The organism is Enterobacter sp. 186315, assembly GCF_053290175.1.
Genome location: NZ_JBPTTK010000001.1, coordinates 343,329 through 359,677 on the forward strand (window position 1 = coordinate 343,329; position 16,349 = coordinate 359,677).

Below are 16,349 nucleotides of genomic sequence, written 5' to 3' on the forward strand. Positions count from 1 at the left end.
TTTATCCCTCTCCCCGTGGGAGAGGGCCAGGGTGAGGGCATCAGACCGCACTGTTTTTACCCGTTAACCACCGCCAGCGTAAACCCATCCCACCCTTTGATCCCGACCGTTTGCAGCGCCGTTGCCGTCAGGCGCGGGTTATCGCCAATCATCTCAATAAACCGGCGCACGCCCTGAACGCGCGCGTCGTCGCTTTGGCCGTTAATCACTTCACCGTCGCGCACCACGTTATCGCCAATAATCAGCGTCCCGGGACGTGAATAGTGCAACGCCCACTCCAGATAGCCGGGGTTATTGGGTTTATCGGCATCAATAAAGATCAGATCGAAAGGTGGCACCTCACCAAACCCTTCGAGGGAGCGCAGCGCCGGGCCTTCAATCAGCTCAATGCGATCGCTAAGCCCCGCCAGCGCAATGTTCTGCCGCGCCACGTCGGCATGAACCGGATCGGCTTCGAGGGTGATGAGCTGTCCATCGGCCGGTAATGCCCGCGCCATCCAGATAGAGCTGTACGCCCCGAGCGTGCCGATTTCAAGAACGCGTTGCGCCTGGGTCATGCGCACAAACAGCGCCAGCAGCTGCCCCTGGTTGGCGGCCACGTCGTGGGCAGGCAGCCCGGCGCGCTGGTTGTTGTCGAGCACCTTTTGCAGGACATCATCCTGGGGAATAAGTGAAGAAATCATGTAATTATCTACGGCAGACCACTGTTGTTGCATAGATTGACTCCTGAAGAGAATCGCCGGGTGGAGGCTGCGCCTTACCCGGCCTACGGGGAGAAATGTAGGCCCGGTAAGCGCAGCGCCACCGGGCAGGTTTTCAGGCACTGACCCAACCTCCGCCCAGCGCCTTGTAAAGGTCGATCTGCGCCAGCAGCAGGTTGTTTTTCACCTGCACCACGCTGGTTTGCACCGAGAAGAGGGTTCGCTGCGCGTCCAGCACGTCAAGATAAGAAGAGTAACCGTTGTTATAGCGGTTTTGCGCGATCCGCAGGGTCTCCTGCGCCACCTCCTGCTGCGCCAGCAGCTCCGTGAGCTGTTCCTGATAGCGCGTAATGGCGTCCAGGCTGTCGTTGACCTCGCCAAAGGCATTACGCACAGTTTTTTCATAGCTGTAGAGCGCCTGATTGCGCTGGGACTGGGAAATATCCACCTGCGCATTCAGCGCCTGACGGTTCAGCAGCGGGGCGAGAATGCTGCCGCCCACGCTCCAAAGCTGAAGCGGGTTATCCAGCAGGCCGTGCAGGGCCGGATCCTGTACCGATCCGGTGGCGGTCAGGTTGATCGACGGTAGCAGGCTGGCGCGCGATGCCGCAAGGGTGGCATCTGCGGCAATCAGCTGGCGTTCCGCCTGCACGATATCCGGGCGGCGGTTCAGCAGCGAAGAGGGCAGCTGCGAAGGGATGCGCAGCGGCGTGAGGTTATCAAAGCTGGCGTTACGCGCCACCTCGCCGGGATTGCTGCCCACCAGCTGGCTGAGGGCGTTTTCCTGCTGGGCGATCTGATGCTGTAGCTGCGGGACCTGCGCCCGCGTGGCGCGCAGTTCGGAATCCGACTGCATCAGTTCGAGCCGCGAGCTATAGCCGGTCTCAAACTGCCGCTTTGCCAGGTTAAACGCCTCTTCGCGGGATATCAGCGTGGACTGCGTGACGCGAAGCTGTTCATCCAGCGACAGCAGGGTGACGTAACCCGACGCCACCGACGAGGCCACGGTAAGATCCGCTGCGGCGGCGGCCGCTTTCTGCGCATCAAGAGAAGCCTCGGCCGCGCGGGAGGTGCTGCGATTCACGCCCCAGATATCCACGTCATAGCTTGCCGTCAGGCTGCCTTTATACAGCGAGCCGTAAACCGGAAGCCCGGTGGCGGCAGATTGCGAACGGGCGCGCGTACCCGATAACCCTGCATCCAGCGACGGAAAAAGGCTGCCGTCGCTGGCGTATACCCGCGCCTGATATTCATTGATCCGCTCGCGGGCAATCAGCACGTCGCTGTTGTTTTTAAGCGCCAGATCCACGTAGCGGTTCAGGTCGTTGTCATGAAAATTGCGCCACCACAGCTGCTCCGCCGGGCTGGCAGGGCCAGAGGCCGCGCGCCACTGCGCCGGGATCTGCAACGTTGAACGGGCGGGCGCGACGTCAACCGACTGGCATCCTGCCAGCAGCGTCACCAGCAGCGCGGCGGTTAGCGGGCGAAGCCTCATGGTTTCGCCTCCTGGGTGTCGATAGTGACCTGCACCGACATGCCGGGGCGCAACAGCGCGGCCTCTTCAGGCTTGCCGAGCACCTCGATGCGCACCGGAATACGCTGGGCGATTTTGACGAAGTTACCCGTGGCGTTATCCGGCGTGATGGCGCTGAACTCCACGCCCGTAGCCGGCGAAATGCTCTCCACGCGCCCCTGATAGGCTCTGTTGTTTAGCGCATCGACGGTGAACTTCACTGGCTGCCCGACGCGCAGGTTCGCCAGCTGGGTCTCTTTGATATTGGCAATCACCCAGTGCTGCGGCGGCACCAGAGTGGTGAGATGCGTTCCGGCGGTGACGTAAGCCCCAAGACGCACGGCGATTTGCCCAAGCTGCCCGTCGCGCGGGGCGACAATGCGGGTGTTTTGCAGGTCTATCTGCGCCAGCTCCAGCGCGGCTTTGGCGTTTTCAACGTCCGCCTTGAGCGACTCGCGGTTAACAATCACCGTTTGCAGATCCTGACGCGACATCTCAAGCGTGGCTTTCGCCTGGTCAATGTCCGCGCTGCCCTGCGCGGCGCTGGCGAGGGCGGCGTCGCGCTCGCGAATGGAGAGCGAGCCGTCGGCGGTCAGATCCTTCACGCGCTTTAGGTCGGCCTGGGTTTTCAGGCTCTGGGCGCGGGCGTTTTTCAGCGCCGCCTCGTTACGCGCAATCACCGCTTCGGCGCTTTTACGCTGCTGCTGGTTGTTGTTCAGCGCGGCAATCTTCATCGCCAGCTGCGCCTCGGCCTGATGGACGCGCTGGCGATAGATGCGGTCGTCAATTTGCAGCAGCAGATCGCCTTTTTTGACCTGCACAAAATCCTGCACCTTGACCTCGGTGATATAGCCGTTCACCTGCGGGCTGATAAAGGTGGTCTGGCCGCGCACGTAGGCGTTATCGGTGAACTGCGCGTCGCGGGTAAACGGCGGCAGCTGCCACGCGTAGAGGATCACCAGCACCCCGACAATCCCGATTGCCGCGGCGGTGAACACGGAAACAATGCGCACATTCTTGCGGGTGTTGGCCTGCTCTTTGGCGGCATCCTGCTGACTCATAACGTCTCCCAAACCATCATCTGTCGATATCCCTTATTGGTTGCCAGTGGCTTTTTTGAGCGCCATCCGGGCCGTAATGCGCAGGCGCAGCAAGCGCCACAAAATCCACACCAGCGTGGCGGTCGCGATGCTGGCGGTCAGTAAATAGGTGTCGTTATAGGCCAGAATATTGGCTTCCACGCTGGTCACAGATTGCAGTTGCAGAATAGCCTGGGTGCCGAGCAGCGAGCTGTCGCCTATCAGGCTTTTATACAGTTGGGTATAGATCTGAATGCGCTCGTTCACCAGCGGATTAAGCGTGGTGAGCTGCTCCGCCAGCAGGCTGGAGTGGTATTTCTCGCGCCAGGTCTGGAAGGTGCCCAGAATAGCGGAACCCAGCAGGCCGCCGAGGTTCTGGCTCATGCCGAACAGCACCGAGAAGCTGACCAGGTTGCGCGGGTCGGCAATCACGCCGCCAATGCCCGCCAGCATCGCGGGCGCGAGGAAGAACGCGCTGCCGAAGCCGAGCAGGAACTGGCTGACCATCAGCTGATCCGGGCGGGTCAGGTTGCTGGACTGGCTGTCGAGCAGCGAGGCGATAATCATCAGCACCAGCGAGGTGACAATCGGCCAGGCCAGTTTTGTCGGCTTGATGGTCAGACAGCTGGCGACGATCCCGCAGACAATCCCGGCCAGTATCGACCAGGCCAGGTGGGTCATCTGCTCGTTTTGCAGGCCGACGTATTGCAGCCAGCCAATCACCCCGGTGTTTTGCTCCGCCAGCACGATGCGGATCAGCAGCATAATCAGCCCCAGGCGCACGATACTGCCGCTCGACAGCCAGCGGGTATTGAGCAGGGGATTGGCGCGGTTATGCTCAAAGACAATCGCGGTGACAATCAAAACCAGCGAGAGCGCCAGCGACCAGCCGATCCACGGCGCTTCAAACCACCAGTCGAGGCGGCCTAACGACAGCACTCCGCACAGCAGGGCCATCCCCGGCGCGAGCAGAATAAAGGTGACGAAATCTTTCTTCTCAAAAACTTTGCGTCGGTCGCCGGGCGGGAGCTTCAGCGCTATTACGCAGGCCAGCGACACCAGCGCCAGACCCAGCTCAAAAAAGTACAGCCCGCGCCACTCGTCGAGCTGAAGCAGTTCAGAAGAGAAGAGGCGGGCGATGGGGATCGCCAGCGACGAACCGGTGATGCCGATGGTCAGCGCCTTCAGGCGGTGCTTCGCGGGCCAGGCCTGGATTTGATAGTAAATGCCCAGCGAGCTCAGCGCCGCCGCCACCATGCCGTGGGCGGCGCGCACCATCAGGGCGGAGCTGAGATCGTTCACAAACAGGTGGAAGAAGGTCACCAGCACATACAGCACCAGAAACCCTTCGGTAAAGGCGCGCAGCCCGTACTGCTGACGAAATTTCACCAGCAGCAGGTTGATGGACACGTTGGTCATCACGTATACGGCAGGCAGCCAGGCGATTTCGGTGGACCAGGCGGCAAAGGTACCCTGTAAATTTTGCAGGTTGGCGGCGACGAGCGCATTGCCCAATGCCCCGGTCAGGCAGACCAGTAACCCGACCACGCCATAGGCGACGCGCTTTGGCGTGCTGTGGACAGGCGTTGAGGGCGAGCCCAGCAGGGCCGGTTTCTCGTGTGGCTGCCACTCGCGAGGAGCATAAGGATCGCGTTGAGGCAGGCGCATAACGTCGTTTACCTTTGTAAAAATGGAATAGTTAGTGGGCTAATGATTCTATGTCTGACGCAAATGATAATTCAAGCGAATGTGATTATCGCATGATAATCATATGTATTGAGAGAGAATAAGGCAAAAGCGCGACCCGGGAACGGGTCGCGTGAGGATCACAGCTCGTTGGGCTGAGCCTGAATCGCGGGCGCGCGTTTCACCCGGCTGGCGCAGAAGATAGCAATCAGCGAGATAGCGATGGTGACGGCCAGATACCAGGCCACCGGCACCCAGTCGCCGTCGTATTTTGCCAGCAGTCCGGTGGCGATAAGCGGCGCCGTACCGCCCGCCAGCGCTGCGCCAAGCTGGTAACCGAGCGTGATGCCCGTGTAGCGCACGTTAGCGCTGAAAATTTCCGAACAGAGCGTGCCCAGCACGGCGGTGACCGGCGCCCACAGCACGCCAAAGGCGATCACCGTGGCAAGGACAATCCCCCAGGTGGTGCCGGTATTGAGCAGCATAAACCACGGCACGATAAACAGGCCGAGGATGAACACGCTTACGGCGTACATCCGCTGGCGACCGATTTTATCGGACAGCAGGCCCATCAGCGGGATCATCACAGTGGCCACCAGCGCGCCTAGCGTGACCGCCTCCAGCGCCTGGGATTTCTGGTAGGTCAGGGTAGTGGTGGCGTAACTCACGACAAAGGTCGAGAAGATGTAAAAAGGTGCGGTTTCGACCACCTTCAGCCCGGCGGCGATCAGCACTTCGCGCCAGTGGTGCTTCAGGGTATCGCGCAGCGGCGCTTTTGCCACCTGGCCGGCGGTTTTCACCTTTTTAAACTCGGGCGTTTCGTCGATATCTTTGCGGATCCACAGGCCGAGCAGCACCAGAACCGAGCTTAACAGGAACGGAATACGCCAGCCCCAGGAGAGGAAATCCTCTTCGCTGAACAGCGTCATCAGCGACACGATAAAGGTCGCCATCAGCATCCCGATGGTGACCCCGGCCTGCGGAATACTGCCGAAGAAGCCTTTACGCTTTTCCGGCGCATATTCATAGGCCAGCAGCAGCGCGCCGCCCCATTCGCCGCCGATGCCCATTCCCTGAATTACGCGCATCAGGATCAGCAAGGCGGGTGCCCACATGCCAATCATGTCGTAGGTCGGGAGCAGGCCAATCATGACGGTTGCACCGCCCATTAGCGAAAGCGTAAGCACCAGCGTTTTTTTGCGCCCGATACGATCCCCGATGTGGGCGAAAAGCACGCCGCCGATAGGACGGATAAAAAAGGTTAGCGAGAACGAAAGATAGGAGAGGATCAGCCCGATAACCGGGTCGACCATTGGAAAGAAAATCTTGTTAAACACCAGCGCGGCGGCCGTGCCGTAGAGAAAATAGTCAAACCATTCAATTGCGCTGCCGGTCAGGCTTGCGATCAACACCTTCTTATTTTTGCGTAATACCGTCGTTGTGCTTTCTTGTTGTGCCATGACATCTAACCCCGCCACGTAGAGGATGAAAGAGGTGTCACCTGGCGCGCTTCAGGTGCAACCTCAGGAAAGTAAAAGGTTGTGAAATTGTTAAGCAACTTAGGGTTGGATGTTGTATTTGGCAAGCGGGGTGCGGGCGTGACTGGTCAGATCACGCTGAAATAAGCAGCAATGGGTGCTTTTGTAGACGGCATGGCTGGCAGGATGTTTTGTACGGCTCACGATTAAAAGCATAAAATGCAGGTGCAACCCGGCGATTTTTGGATGTTTCTGGTTATTTCAGAAAAATGACAAATGGCGCTTAATTTTGTCTCCTGGCTTTCGGAGGTCTCCTCTGGTTCGTCAGGGAAAACGAACTACCCTGAAAAGAGTTGAGCGAAGGAGAACATCATGACCCAGGCTAATTTTCCTAATTTGCCGGACGTCACCCTGGCGGCCGTCAATACCGTCGGTCAATGGCTGGCCCAGGATGATATCGGGACGAACGCACCGGCGCAGCGTATCGACAGAGTGGTGCTGGCCGGAAATGCGGTGATCCCAACCATCGACGCCGCCTGCCGCTTTGCAGCCGACCATCAAGTCCCGCTGTTGATAAGCGGCGGTATCGGTCACTCCACCGCCTTCCTCTATGCCGCCATCGCGCATCATCCTCGTTATCACAGACTCGCCACCGCCGGGCGGGCGGAAGCCAGCATTCTGGCGGACGTGGCACAGCAGTTCTGGCAGATCCCGCAGGCGCAGATCCTGATTGACGATCAGTCCACCAACTGCGGGGAAAATGCCCGCTTTAGCTGGGACATGATGAAACGCCATAGCCTACAGGCTGAAAAGGTGCTGGTGGTGCAGGACCCGACCATGCAGCGCCGCACGATGGCAACCTTTGCGCGGGTGTGCCGGGATGAGCCCGTGTCGCCTCTCTGGATTGCCCATCCCGGCGTGCTCCCTCTGCTGGAAAACAGCGATAAGGGCCTGGCGTTCAGCGGCGGCGGTGACGGGCTGTGGCCTGTCGATCGCTATCTGTCGCTGGTGCTGGGTGAACTGCCGCGCCTGTACGATGACGTCAACGGCTACGGCCCCGCCGGGCGCGATTTTATTGAGCACGTCGCGTTCCCCGGCGACGTGCTGACGGCGTGGGAGATCTTACGCCGGGACGCCATTCTCACCGATGCCCTGACCAGCCGCTCTCTTATTTAGCCCGCTGCCCGTTTGCGCCGCTGTTCACGCAAACGGGCAATTTGTGTTGCTGGAATGTAATAATTTCCCGTAGCTGACCCGATTCTTTTTTGAGATATCTCACAAAAACAGCGCGATAGAGTAGGCAAGCGGACGTGTGACTGTAGTTTTTAACAATAAATTTACTTGTTAAAAACAGTGTAACTACAGGAGCAGGTCATGACAGTACCCGTACAACATCCTATGTATATCGATGGTCAGTTTGTTACCTGGCAGGGTGATGCCTGGATTGATGTGGTCAACCCGGCGACCGAAGAGGTCATTTCCCGTATTCCCGACGGTCGTGCTGAAGATGCGCGCAAGGCTATCGACGCCGCTGATCGTGCGCAGGAAGCCTGGGAAGCGCTGCCGGCTATCGAACGAGCGGGGTGGTTACGCAAAATTTCTGCCGGGATCCGCGAACGCGCCAGCGAAATCAGCGCGCTGATCGTCGCCGAGGGCGGCAAAATCCATCAGCTCGCGGAGGTTGAAGTGGCCTTCACCGCCGATTACATCGACTACATGGCCGAGTGGGCGCGCCGCTACGAGGGCGAAATCATTCAGAGCGACCGTCCGGGCGAGAACATTCTGGTCTTTAAGCGTGCGCTTGGCGTCACCACAGGGATCCTGCCGTGGAACTTCCCGTTCTTCCTGATTGCCCGCAAGCTTGCTCCCGCGCTGCTGACCGGGAACACCATCGTGATCAAACCGAGCGAATTTACCCCCAACAACGCCATCGCGTTTGCGAAAATCGTCGATGAGATCGGTCTGCCGAAAGGGGTGTTTAACCTGGTGCTCGGACGCGGTGAAACCGTCGGACAGGAGCTGGCGGGCAACCCGAAAGTGGCGATGGTCAGCATGACCGGCAGCGTCGGCGCCGGGGAAAAAATCATGGCCGCCGCCGCGAAGAACATCACCAAAGTGGGGCTTGAGCTCGGCGGCAAAGCGCCTGCGATTGTGATGGACGACGCGGATCTTGAGCTGGCGGTGAAGGCGATTGTCGACTCCCGCGTCATCAACACCGGGCAGGTCTGCAACTGCGCCGAGCGCGTGTATGTGCAAAAAGGCATCTACGACCGCTTCGTTAACCGTCTGGGCGAGGCGATGAAGGCGGTGCAGTTCGGTAACCCGGCGGAGCGCAGCGATATCGCCATGGGGCCGCTGATCAACGCCGCCGCGCTGGAGCGCGTGGAGCAGAAGGTGGCGCGCGCGGTGCAGGAAGGGGCGAAGGTAGTGCTCGGCGGTAAAGCGGTCGACGGAAAAGGGTATTACTATCCGCCGACCCTGCTGCTGGACGTGCGTCAGGATATGGCCATCATGCACGAAGAGACCTTCGGCCCGGTGCTGCCGGTGGTGGTGTTTGATACGCTGGAAGAGGCCATTAAGATGGCGAACGACAGCGACTACGGCTTAACCTCGTCGATTTACACGCAAAATCTGAACGTGGCGATGAAGGCAATCAAAGGGCTGAAGTTCGGGGAAACCTACATCAACCGCGAGAACTTTGAAGCGATGCAGGGCTTCCACGCGGGCTGGCGCAAATCGGGGATTGGCGGAGCGGACGGCAAGCACGGCCTGAATGAATACCTGCAAACCCAGGTGGTCTATTTGCAGTCATAGGCGAACGCCCCCTCCGGCCAGCGAGGGGGCATTTTTTTACAGCGCCGCGTATTTATCCAGCGTGCGCACCAGCTGCGTCACAAAGCCATATTCGTTGTCGTACCAGGCAACGGTCTTCACCAGCTGCACATCGCCCGCGTCGGTCACTTCCGTCTGGGTGGCATCAAACACCGAGCCGAAGTGCGAGCCGATCACGTCAGACGAGACAATTTCCTCTTCGGTATAGCCGAATGATTCGTTATTCGCCGTGGCCTGCTTCAGCGCCTGGTGGATCTCTTCGACGGTCACCTTTTTATCCAGAATCGACACCAGTTCAGTTACCGATCCGGTTTTGACCGGCACGCGCTGGGCGTGGCCTTTGAGCTTGCCGCTCAGCGCCGGGATCACCAGCCCAATGGCCTTTGCCGCCCCGGTGGTGTGCGGAATGATATTTTCCGCCGCCGCGCGAGAGGCGCGTAGATCTTTACCGCGCGGCCCGTCGACCAGCGCCTGGGTGCCGGTGTAGGCGTGGATGGTGGTCATGGTGCCGACTTTGATGCCAAAGGCGTCGTGTAGCGCTTTTGCCAGCGGAGCCAGGCAGTTGGTGGTGCAGGAGGCCACGGAAATAATGGTATCGCTGGCCTCGATGGTGTCGTCGTTAACGTTGAACACAATGGTTTTCATCTCACCCGCAGGGGCAGAAATCAGCACTTTTTTGGCTCCCGCCTCCAGGTGGGCCTTAGATTTCTCTTCAGAGGTATAAAAACCGGTGCATTCCACGACGATATCCACGCCTGCCGCTTTCCACGGGATATGTTTGGCCTCTTTTTCGGCGTACACCGAAATCGATTTGCCGTCGACAATCAGCGAATCCTCGGTGAAATCCACGCTCCACGGGAAACCGCCGTAGTTAGAGTCGTGCTTGAGCAAATAGGCCAGCACTTTGGGAGAGGTGAGGTCGTTGATGGCGACCACGGTATTGCTGTCCTGGGTTTCAAGAAGACGGCGCAGTACAAGGCGTCCAATGCGTCCAAATCCGTTAATACCAATTTTACTCATGGTTATCTCCTGGTTGGCTGTCGGTGCGACAGAGTTAACTCATCCAGGCTTAGACCATCAGATAGAGAGAGGCAATTGAAGTACGTCATGCGTCGGGAAGCATTTGAAAATCCATACAGAAAAGTTAATGAATTTTTAAGGAAAGCTGGTTATGTTGACGCGATAAACGTTTTTTCTCGGGAAATCATATGCGAACTAAATATACGGGCCTGCAAATTGGCATTCACTGGCTGGTGTTTCTGCTGGTCATCGTGGCGTACTGCGCCATGGAGTTCAGGGGCTTTTTCCCGCGCGCTGACCGTCCGCTCATCAACATGATCCACGTGTCCTGCGGGATCTCTATTCTGGTGCTGATGGTGGCGCGCCTGCTGGTGCGTCTGAAATACCCGGCACCGCCGATCCAGCCTAAGCCGAAGGCGATGATCACCGGGATGTCTCACCTGGGGCATTTAATCGTTTATCTGCTGTTTATTGCGCTGCCGCTGATCGGCATTGTGATGATGTACAACCGTGGAAACGACTGGTTTGCCTTTGGCATGGTGATGCCACACGCGGCGGAGTCGAATTTCGACCTGGTTGATATGCTAAAAGAGTGGCACGTCACCCTGGCGAATCTGGGCTATTTCGTGATTGGCCTGCACGCCCTGGCGGCGCTGATGCATCACTACTACTGGAAAGACAACACCCTGCTGCGCATGATGCCGAAAAAACGGACGTAGCGGACGTAATTGCCCTTCGGGGTACTGAATTGCAGGCCGGGCAAGCGCATCGCTACCCGGCCTGTTTTTTAACGCAGCTGAGACCGCTCTTCAGCCGTTAATTCCAGCGTCTGAGTTGACCCTGTTTCAGATGACGTTACCGCCGCTTCCAGCACCGCCATCACCGCCAGCGCTTCGACCGGGTGAACCGGATTCTCAATCTTGCCGTTCAGCGCATCGCGCACGTTAATGTAATACTGACGCTGATCGCCTTTCGGCGTCGTGATGGTTTGCGGCTCGCCGCTGGCGTTGAACAGCACCATGCTGTCGCTGTCTTCACCCCAGGTTTCGCTTCCCGGGACAACGCCTGCCAGCAGCTGTGCTTCCTGCTGATCGATACGGGCTTTCACCACGCTGGCCTTATCCCCGTGGACGGTAAAGCGCGACACGCCCCCGGCAACCAGCATACTGCAATGCAAAACGACCTTATGCTGCGGATAATTTAATACCACATGCGCCCAGTCGTTGATCTCCGCGCCGTCGCGCAGGGTGGCGATATTTCCCTGAACGGACTGCGGCAGGCCAAACAGCTGGAGCGTCTGGTCGATCATGTGTGGGCCGAGATCGAACCACAAACCGCTGCCCGGCACGTTTTGCTCTCTCCAGCGCACGCGCACTTCCGGGCGGAAGCGGTCAATGTGCGACTCAAAATGCTTCACGTTGCCAATCTGGCCCTGTTCGATAACCTGTTTAATGCCGAGGAAATCGCTGTCCCAGCGGCGGTTATGGAATACCGAAAGCAGCAGCTGTTTATCTTCGGCCAGCGCAATCAGCTCGCGCGCTTCCTGCATGTCCAGGGTAAAGGGCTTATCGACGACAACGTTCTTGCCCGAGTTCAGGGCAAGGGTCGCCAGCGGGGCGTGGGTGGCGTTAGGGGAGGCGATCACCACCAGGTCAATATCCGGATGCTGAATGGCCTCCTCCGGCGTGGCGACCACGGCCACGTCCGGGAGATCGCGTTTCACCTTCTCTTCATCACTGGAAGAAACGACCGCCAGCTTCAGTCCCTCGACGGACTGGATCAGCGGGGCGTGAAAGGTCTTACCCACAAACCCATAGCCGATCAGCGCTACATTGATTGTCTTATCGTTTTTCATGACCCTCTCCACGTTATTAAGCGTCCGCAATGATGACTTGCAGCGCGCCGTTATCCCCAAGCTCGGCCCAGGGACGATCTAAATACAGTTGATGAATGTCGGATAACCCGGCAACCAGGTAAGGCTCGCAGTGGTTGAGCTTAAGATGGTCGGCCACGATCCAGTGCTCATGGCTTGCCGCCAGCATGGCCCGTTTGACTTCGGCATCGGCCTCTTTACTGGCGCTTAAGCCCAGCTGCGGATGAATGGCGCAGGCACCAAGAATGGCGATATCCGCGCGATAGCGCGACAGCAGGGAAAGGGTGGCGCTGCCGGCAAACAGGCGCTGCTTTTGATCCCATTTTCCGCCGAGCAGGATCAGGTCGATCTCGGCCCGGTCGCTAAAGTGCTGAGCGATATCCAGCGACGTGGTGATGATCGTCAGCGGTCCCTGAAGTAAGGTGGCTACCGCCATCACCGTGCTGCCCGCATCCAGAAACAGGGTTGATCCCGCAGGAACGTTTTCCGCGACTTTTTTACCCAGCTGCTGTTTGGTTTTTGGCAGAAGTGCGCTTCTGCTCTGGCGATTCATAGCGGAGAGATCGAGAGCGATAGCGCCACCGTGATTCTTCTGCGCCAGGCCCTGATTTTCAAGATCGGTTAAATCACGACGAACGGTGTCCGCAGAAACCTGCAACTTTTCAGCAAGCTCGTTGATGCTGGCCTGGCCTTTTTCGGTAAGAATATCAAGCAGGTATTTCTGTCTGGCAGTTTTATGCATGAGGCGTTAATCCTGCAAAATGTTGCAATAATTCGCATATTACAGCATTTTGCAGGTAAAGGCATCCCTCTCGCGACAGCGAGAAACGAGAGTGGATGAGGGGGAGTCAGTGCAGGCAGGAGATCTCAGACGTCGTCGCGGGTGAAGCCCACAACAATTTCCAGCGTATTGCGAATAACGTCGCACGCTTCAGGCTCCTGGGTAATTTCCAGAGCGTGAATAAGTTGCAGGATAATCTCTTTATTAGAGAGGTTATCGCCGGTCAGCAAAATACAGCGAATAGCTGAACCCAACACTTCAACTTCATCATTCAGGTGTGCGCCTGCATTAATGAAATGGTCCGCCAGTAATTTGTCGTGCAGTGCGTCGAAATTATAAGTCTGCTGCCTCATTGCTTTACTCATCGTAGTCACCGTTGCTGTGGAAATTAATGTTTTTTGTTCGGGGTAGAAAGACTGTCTTTTTTGAACAGAGAGCGAATTCTGCCGACGTCGTAATCACCAATAATGGTGCCTCTGTCTGGCGAAACGCGCGTCACTTTCTGACGAACCTCTTTTTCAGCGGCGATCAACGCATCCTTACGCTCGTCATTTGTTTCGACTTCCGCCATACTCAGTAACCGATCGGCCAGAGCGACAAACGTGATCGGGCCTTCCTCTTTTAGAATGGACAATACGGCCTCGCCTAATAAGTCATCTTTAAGTCGTTCAAATAAAGTTCTATGCATAACGTTTTCTCACCCCGCTACCTGAAAAGGCGCAGTCAGTAAGTTAAAAATCAAAATTCACTTCATCGCTCAAAAAAGAGGGCGATAAGGCCGTTGTAGTGGGCGATTTCTTCCTCGCCGGAGGCCTCTTCAATACGGCGCAACAGTTTTGTACAAATTGTCATTCTGCTGAGCTGTACGTTTTCTTTCAGGATTTCACCAACGATTAACCCCAGCGTTTCTTGCTGAGTTGGAATGCTATTTTTATTGTAAATCAATGCAATAGCACTATCCGTTGAAGAGGGGGCACGGTTACGTTTCATCTAATCCCACCATTTAAAAACTTTTTAGTAACATCGTTGAGAATGAATCTATACCATCTGTACAAATCTGTACAGAGAAAGTGTACAAGTTTTATAAAAAAACATTCTGCCGCTCCGCTACCCCTTTTTCAGATCTCTGCAATACTTTAACCATGCCAAAAAGGAGGGTATGCCATGCAAGACGGTTACTACTGGATTAAATTCCGCGGAATTGTGCAGCAGGCTCGTTATACAGACATGCTGATTACCGATGTTGAAAGCGGCGGGACGTCACGCGGCGTCTGGCATTTAATGGGGGAGGATATAGAGATATGTACGTCGGACGAAGCGGTGGTATTGTCCGGTAGATTAAGTTCGAGCCAGGCGGGATAGAAGAATATATTCTCTGCGGCACAAAAAAATAAGGCCCCGAAGGACCTTAATTTTATAGGTAACGATTATTTGCGGCCGAGCAACAGCCCCAGCACGATACCCACTGCACCCGCTGCGATCACGCCCGTCAGCGGATTATTACGAACCGTATCTGTGACGTCAGAAACCACATCGCTGGCCTGGGCAGCATATTTCTTCGCTGCGCCTTTAACCTGATGTTTTGGTGAATCAACGATATCACCAAACTGCTGCTGCGCTGAGCCAGCCAGTTCATCCAGTTTATTCTTGGCTTTATCACCTGCGTATTCTGCATTTTTATCAGTGTTGAAGTCAGACATTACTACCTCCTTTGTTGATACTTTAATGATAGTCACTCTAGCGAGGGGGTAATGCTTTTTAAGATATATCTTTATGGAGGGAGATCTGGGGTTTACGGAGCGCTACTGTTTCTATACCATACCCCCCTATAGTATCAATCCCGGAGCCAACATGCCGCATTCACCCGCTGATAAAAAACGAATCCTGACCCGCGTCCGGCGTATCCGGGGGCAGGTCGATGCCCTTGAGCGCGCGCTTGAGGCGGGCGATCCCTGTCTTGCCATCCTGCAACAAATCGCCGCCGTTCGCGGTGCGGCGAATGGCCTGATGGGCGAAATGGTCGAAATTCACCTCAAAGATGAGCTGGTCACGGGGGAGACAACCCCGGATCAGCGGGCAGTTCGCATGGCGGAAGTCGGCCATTTGCTGCGCTCTTATCTAAAATAACTCCACAAGACCTCACAAAAAGGGAAGTCATTATGAAATCTCGTGCTGCTGTTGCATTTGGCCCTGGCCAGCCGCTGAAGATCGTTGAAATCGACGTCGCGCCGCCAAAAAAAGGCGAAGTGCTGGTTAAAATCACCCACACCGGCGTGTGCCATACGGATGCCTTTACCCTGTCCGGTGACGATCCGGAAGGCGTGTTCCCGGCGGTACTGGGCCATGAAGGCGGCGGGATCGTGGTGGAAGTGGGCGAGGGCGTCACCAGCCTGAAGCCGGGCGATCACGTTATCCCGCTGTACACCGCCGAGTGCGGCGAGTGCAAGTTCTGTAAATCCGGTAAAACCAACCTCTGCCAGGCGGTACGCGCCACCCAGGGTAAAGGGCTGATGCCGGACGGCACCACCCGTTTCTCTTATAACGGCGAGCCGATTTATCACTATATGGGCACCAGCACCTTCAGCGAATACACCGTTTGCGCGGAGATCTCGCTGGCGAAGGTCAACGAGCAGGCGCCGCTGGATAAAGTTTGTCTGCTGGGCTGCGGCGTGACCACCGGTATCGGCGCGGTTCACAACACCGCGAAAGTAAAAGAAGGCGACACCGTGGCGGTGTTCGGTCTGGGCGGAATTGGTCTGGCTGTTATCCAGGGCGCGGTACAGGCGAAAGCCGGACGTATCATTGCGGTGGATACCAACCCGGAAAAATTCAAGCTGGCGGGTGAAATGGGTGCGACCGATTTCGTTAACCCGAAAGACTACGACAAGCCGGTTCAGGACGTGATCGTTGAGCTGACCGACGGCGGCGTGGACTTCAGCTTCGAATGTATCGGCAACGTTAACGTGATGCGTTCCGCGCTTGAGTGCTGCCATAAAGGCTGGGGCGAAAGCGTGATCATCGGCGTGGCGGGGGCGGGTCAGGAGATCAAAACCCGTCCGTTCCAGCTGGTGACCGGGCGCGTGTGGCGCGGTTCGGCGTTCGGTGGCGTAAAAGGGCGCACCCAGCTGCCGGGTATGGTTGAAGACGCGATGGCCGGAAAAATCCAGCTCGACCCGTTCATCACCCACCGTCTGCCGCTGGATCGGATCAATGAAGCCTTCGATCTGATGCACGAAGGTAAATCCATTCGTACCGTCATACATTTCGGCGACAACTAATTATTCTGCCAGCGGTTTTTGCCGCTGGCGTTTTTTTAATAATCTTCTCTAAAGTGTGACCTGGCTGGCGCTTTTAACCGTAAGCTAATTTCCCGCCGTGCCGATGAC

18 protein-coding genes are annotated in these 16,349 nt (G+C 57.0%); 6 read left to right on the forward strand and 12 right to left on the reverse strand.

Annotated elements, in window-relative coordinates; genetic code table 11:
- Window positions 1–56 precede the first annotated feature (56 nt).
- The 5 genes from ACSVHP_RS01670 to ACSVHP_RS01690 form a co-directional block, all read right to left on the reverse strand.
- Window positions 57–716, reverse strand: a complete 660-nt coding sequence (locus ACSVHP_RS01670; RefSeq protein WP_447550757.1) for an O-methyltransferase — start codon at window positions 714–716, stop codon at window positions 57–59.
- Between the two features lie 100 nt (window positions 717–816).
- Entirely contained in the window at window positions 817–2,196 is a 1,380-nt protein-coding gene (locus ACSVHP_RS01675; protein WP_447550758.1) for an efflux transporter outer membrane subunit, read from the reverse strand.
- Window positions 2,193–3,275 (reverse strand): HlyD family secretion protein, encoded by a 1,083-nt coding sequence (locus ACSVHP_RS01680; protein WP_234672584.1) that lies wholly within the window; start codon window positions 3,273–3,275, stop codon window positions 2,193–2,195. The genes ACSVHP_RS01675 and ACSVHP_RS01680 overlap by 4 nt, the downstream gene beginning before the upstream one ends.
- 33 nt (window positions 3,276–3,308) lie before the next feature.
- Entirely contained in the window at window positions 3,309–4,961 is a 1,653-nt protein-coding gene (locus tag ACSVHP_RS01685; protein WP_447550759.1) for an MFS transporter, read from the reverse strand.
- A gap of 158 nt (window positions 4,962–5,119) precedes the next feature.
- On the reverse strand, window positions 5,120–6,439 hold the full coding sequence (locus tag ACSVHP_RS01690; protein WP_447550760.1) for an MFS transporter: 1,320 nt from the start codon (window positions 6,437–6,439) through the stop codon (window positions 5,120–5,122).
- A 390-nt stretch (window positions 6,440–6,829) separates the two neighbouring features.
- Here ACSVHP_RS01690 and ACSVHP_RS01695 point away from each other — a divergent pair, with 390 nt between their 5' ends.
- Both ACSVHP_RS01695 and aldA read left to right on the forward strand, forming a co-directional pair.
- The gene (locus tag ACSVHP_RS01695; protein WP_447550761.1) at window positions 6,830–7,633 is read left to right on the forward strand and encodes a YdcF family protein; all 804 of its coding nucleotides are present in this window, start codon (window positions 6,830–6,832) and stop codon (window positions 7,631–7,633) included.
- A gap of 198 nt (window positions 7,634–7,831) precedes the next feature.
- A complete protein-coding gene (aldA, locus tag ACSVHP_RS01700; protein ID WP_447550762.1) occupies window positions 7,832–9,271 on the forward strand; it encodes an aldehyde dehydrogenase in 1,440 nt (479 codons plus the stop codon).
- 36 nt (window positions 9,272–9,307) lie between these two features.
- Here aldA and gap read toward each other — a convergent pair whose 3' ends face one another.
- Window positions 9,308–10,309, reverse strand: a complete 1,002-nt coding sequence (gap, locus tag ACSVHP_RS01705) for a type I glyceraldehyde-3-phosphate dehydrogenase (protein WP_447550763.1) — start codon at window positions 10,307–10,309, stop codon at window positions 9,308–9,310.
- Window positions 10,310–10,497: 188 nt separating this feature from the next.
- Between gap and cybB the strand changes: the two genes are divergently transcribed.
- Window positions 10,498–11,028: a cytochrome b561 gene (gene cybB / locus ACSVHP_RS01710; protein ID WP_447550764.1), complete on the forward strand. Its 531-nt coding sequence runs from the start codon at window positions 10,498–10,500 to the stop codon at window positions 11,026–11,028.
- Window positions 11,029–11,096: 68 nt separating this feature from the next.
- Here the strand turns inward: cybB and ACSVHP_RS01715 are convergent, their stop codons facing one another.
- The 5 genes from ACSVHP_RS01715 to ycgZ form a co-directional block, all read right to left on the reverse strand.
- The gene (locus tag ACSVHP_RS01715; protein ID WP_447550765.1) at window positions 11,097–12,164 is read right to left on the reverse strand and encodes an oxidoreductase; all 1,068 of its coding nucleotides are present in this window, start codon (window positions 12,162–12,164) and stop codon (window positions 11,097–11,099) included.
- 16 nt (window positions 12,165–12,180) lie between these two features.
- Window positions 12,181–12,924 carry a DeoR/GlpR family DNA-binding transcription regulator gene (locus ACSVHP_RS01720; protein ID WP_447550766.1) on the reverse strand — a complete coding sequence of 248 codons (744 nt, stop codon included), beginning with the start codon at window positions 12,922–12,924 and terminating at the stop codon, window positions 12,181–12,183.
- A 125-nt stretch (window positions 12,925–13,049) separates the two neighbouring features.
- On the reverse strand, window positions 13,050–13,328 hold the full coding sequence (locus tag ACSVHP_RS01725; RefSeq protein ID WP_417314853.1) for a biofilm development regulator YmgB/AriR family protein: 279 nt from the start codon (window positions 13,326–13,328) through the stop codon (window positions 13,050–13,052).
- Window positions 13,329–13,351: 23 nt separating this feature from the next.
- A complete protein-coding gene (locus ACSVHP_RS01730; protein ID WP_234672570.1) occupies window positions 13,352–13,651 on the reverse strand; it encodes a hypothetical protein in 300 nt (99 codons plus the stop codon).
- 62 nt (window positions 13,652–13,713) lie between these two features.
- Window positions 13,714–13,953, reverse strand: coding sequence for a regulatory protein YcgZ (ycgZ, locus tag ACSVHP_RS01735; protein ID WP_447550767.1), 240 nt, complete (start codon window positions 13,951–13,953; stop codon window positions 13,714–13,716).
- Between the two features lie 174 nt (window positions 13,954–14,127).
- Between ycgZ and ACSVHP_RS01740 the strand changes: the two genes are divergently transcribed.
- On the forward strand, window positions 14,128–14,325 hold the full coding sequence (locus ACSVHP_RS01740; protein ID WP_234672567.1) for a hypothetical protein: 198 nt from the start codon (window positions 14,128–14,130) through the stop codon (window positions 14,323–14,325).
- Between the two features lie 65 nt (window positions 14,326–14,390).
- Here ACSVHP_RS01740 and ACSVHP_RS01745 read toward each other — a convergent pair whose 3' ends face one another.
- The gene (locus tag ACSVHP_RS01745) at window positions 14,391–14,663 is read right to left on the reverse strand and encodes a CsbD family protein (protein WP_234672565.1); all 273 of its coding nucleotides are present in this window, start codon (window positions 14,661–14,663) and stop codon (window positions 14,391–14,393) included.
- A 151-nt stretch (window positions 14,664–14,814) separates the two neighbouring features.
- Here ACSVHP_RS01745 and ACSVHP_RS01750 point away from each other — a divergent pair, with 151 nt between their 5' ends.
- Both ACSVHP_RS01750 and ACSVHP_RS01755 read left to right on the forward strand, forming a co-directional pair.
- Complete coding sequence (locus ACSVHP_RS01750; RefSeq protein WP_234672564.1) at window positions 14,815–15,090, forward strand: metal/formaldehyde-sensitive transcriptional repressor; 276 nt, start codon at window positions 14,815–14,817, stop codon at window positions 15,088–15,090.
- 32 nt (window positions 15,091–15,122) lie between these two features.
- Window positions 15,123–16,241 (forward strand): S-(hydroxymethyl)glutathione dehydrogenase/class III alcohol dehydrogenase, encoded by a 1,119-nt coding sequence (locus ACSVHP_RS01755; RefSeq protein ID WP_447550768.1) that lies wholly within the window; start codon window positions 15,123–15,125, stop codon window positions 16,239–16,241.
- The last annotated feature ends 108 nt before the right edge of the window (window positions 16,242–16,349 follow it).

Bases quoted from the DNA above. Each gene is read 5' to 3' on its own strand.
- ACSVHP_RS01670 (WP_447550757.1), bottom strand. From the start codon at position 716: ATGCAACAACAGTGGTCTGCCGTAGATAATTACATGATTTCTTCACTT.
- ACSVHP_RS01740 (WP_234672567.1), top strand. From the start codon at position 14,128: ATGCAAGACGGTTACTACTGGATTAAATTCCGCGGAATTGTGCAGCAG.
- cybB (WP_447550764.1), top strand. From the start codon at position 10,498: ATGCGAACTAAATATACGGGCCTGCAAATTGGCATTCACTGGCTGGTG.
- ACSVHP_RS01690 (WP_447550760.1), bottom strand. From the start codon at position 6,439: ATGGCACAACAAGAAAGCACAACGACGGTATTACGCAAAAATAAGAAG.
- ACSVHP_RS01755 (WP_447550768.1), top strand. From the start codon at position 15,123: ATGAAATCTCGTGCTGCTGTTGCATTTGGCCCTGGCCAGCCGCTGAAG.
- ACSVHP_RS01675 (WP_447550758.1), bottom strand. From the start codon at position 2,196: ATGAGGCTTCGCCCGCTAACCGCCGCGCTGCTGGTGACGCTGCTGGCA.
- ACSVHP_RS01685 (WP_447550759.1), bottom strand. From the start codon at position 4,961: ATGCGCCTGCCTCAACGCGATCCTTATGCTCCTCGCGAGTGGCAGCCA.
- ACSVHP_RS01720 (WP_447550766.1), bottom strand. From the start codon at position 12,924: ATGCATAAAACTGCCAGACAGAAATACCTGCTTGATATTCTTACCGAA.
- ACSVHP_RS01750 (WP_234672564.1), top strand. From the start codon at position 14,815: ATGCCGCATTCACCCGCTGATAAAAAACGAATCCTGACCCGCGTCCGG.
- ACSVHP_RS01715 (WP_447550765.1), bottom strand. From the start codon at position 12,164: ATGAAAAACGATAAGACAATCAATGTAGCGCTGATCGGCTATGGGTTT.
- ACSVHP_RS01745 (WP_234672565.1), bottom strand. From the start codon at position 14,663: ATGTCTGACTTCAACACTGATAAAAATGCAGAATACGCAGGTGATAAA.
- gap (WP_447550763.1), bottom strand. From the start codon at position 10,309: ATGAGTAAAATTGGTATTAACGGATTTGGACGCATTGGACGCCTTGTA.
- ACSVHP_RS01725 (WP_417314853.1), bottom strand. From the start codon at position 13,328: ATGAGTAAAGCAATGAGGCAGCAGACTTATAATTTCGACGCACTGCAC.
- ACSVHP_RS01680 (WP_234672584.1), bottom strand. From the start codon at position 3,275: ATGAGTCAGCAGGATGCCGCCAAAGAGCAGGCCAACACCCGCAAGAAT.
- ACSVHP_RS01730 (WP_234672570.1), bottom strand. From the start codon at position 13,651: ATGCATAGAACTTTATTTGAACGACTTAAAGATGACTTATTAGGCGAG.
- ACSVHP_RS01695 (WP_447550761.1), top strand. From the start codon at position 6,830: ATGACCCAGGCTAATTTTCCTAATTTGCCGGACGTCACCCTGGCGGCC.
- aldA (WP_447550762.1), top strand. From the start codon at position 7,832: ATGACAGTACCCGTACAACATCCTATGTATATCGATGGTCAGTTTGTT.
- ycgZ (WP_447550767.1), bottom strand. From the start codon at position 13,953: ATGAAACGTAACCGTGCCCCCTCTTCAACGGATAGTGCTATTGCATTG.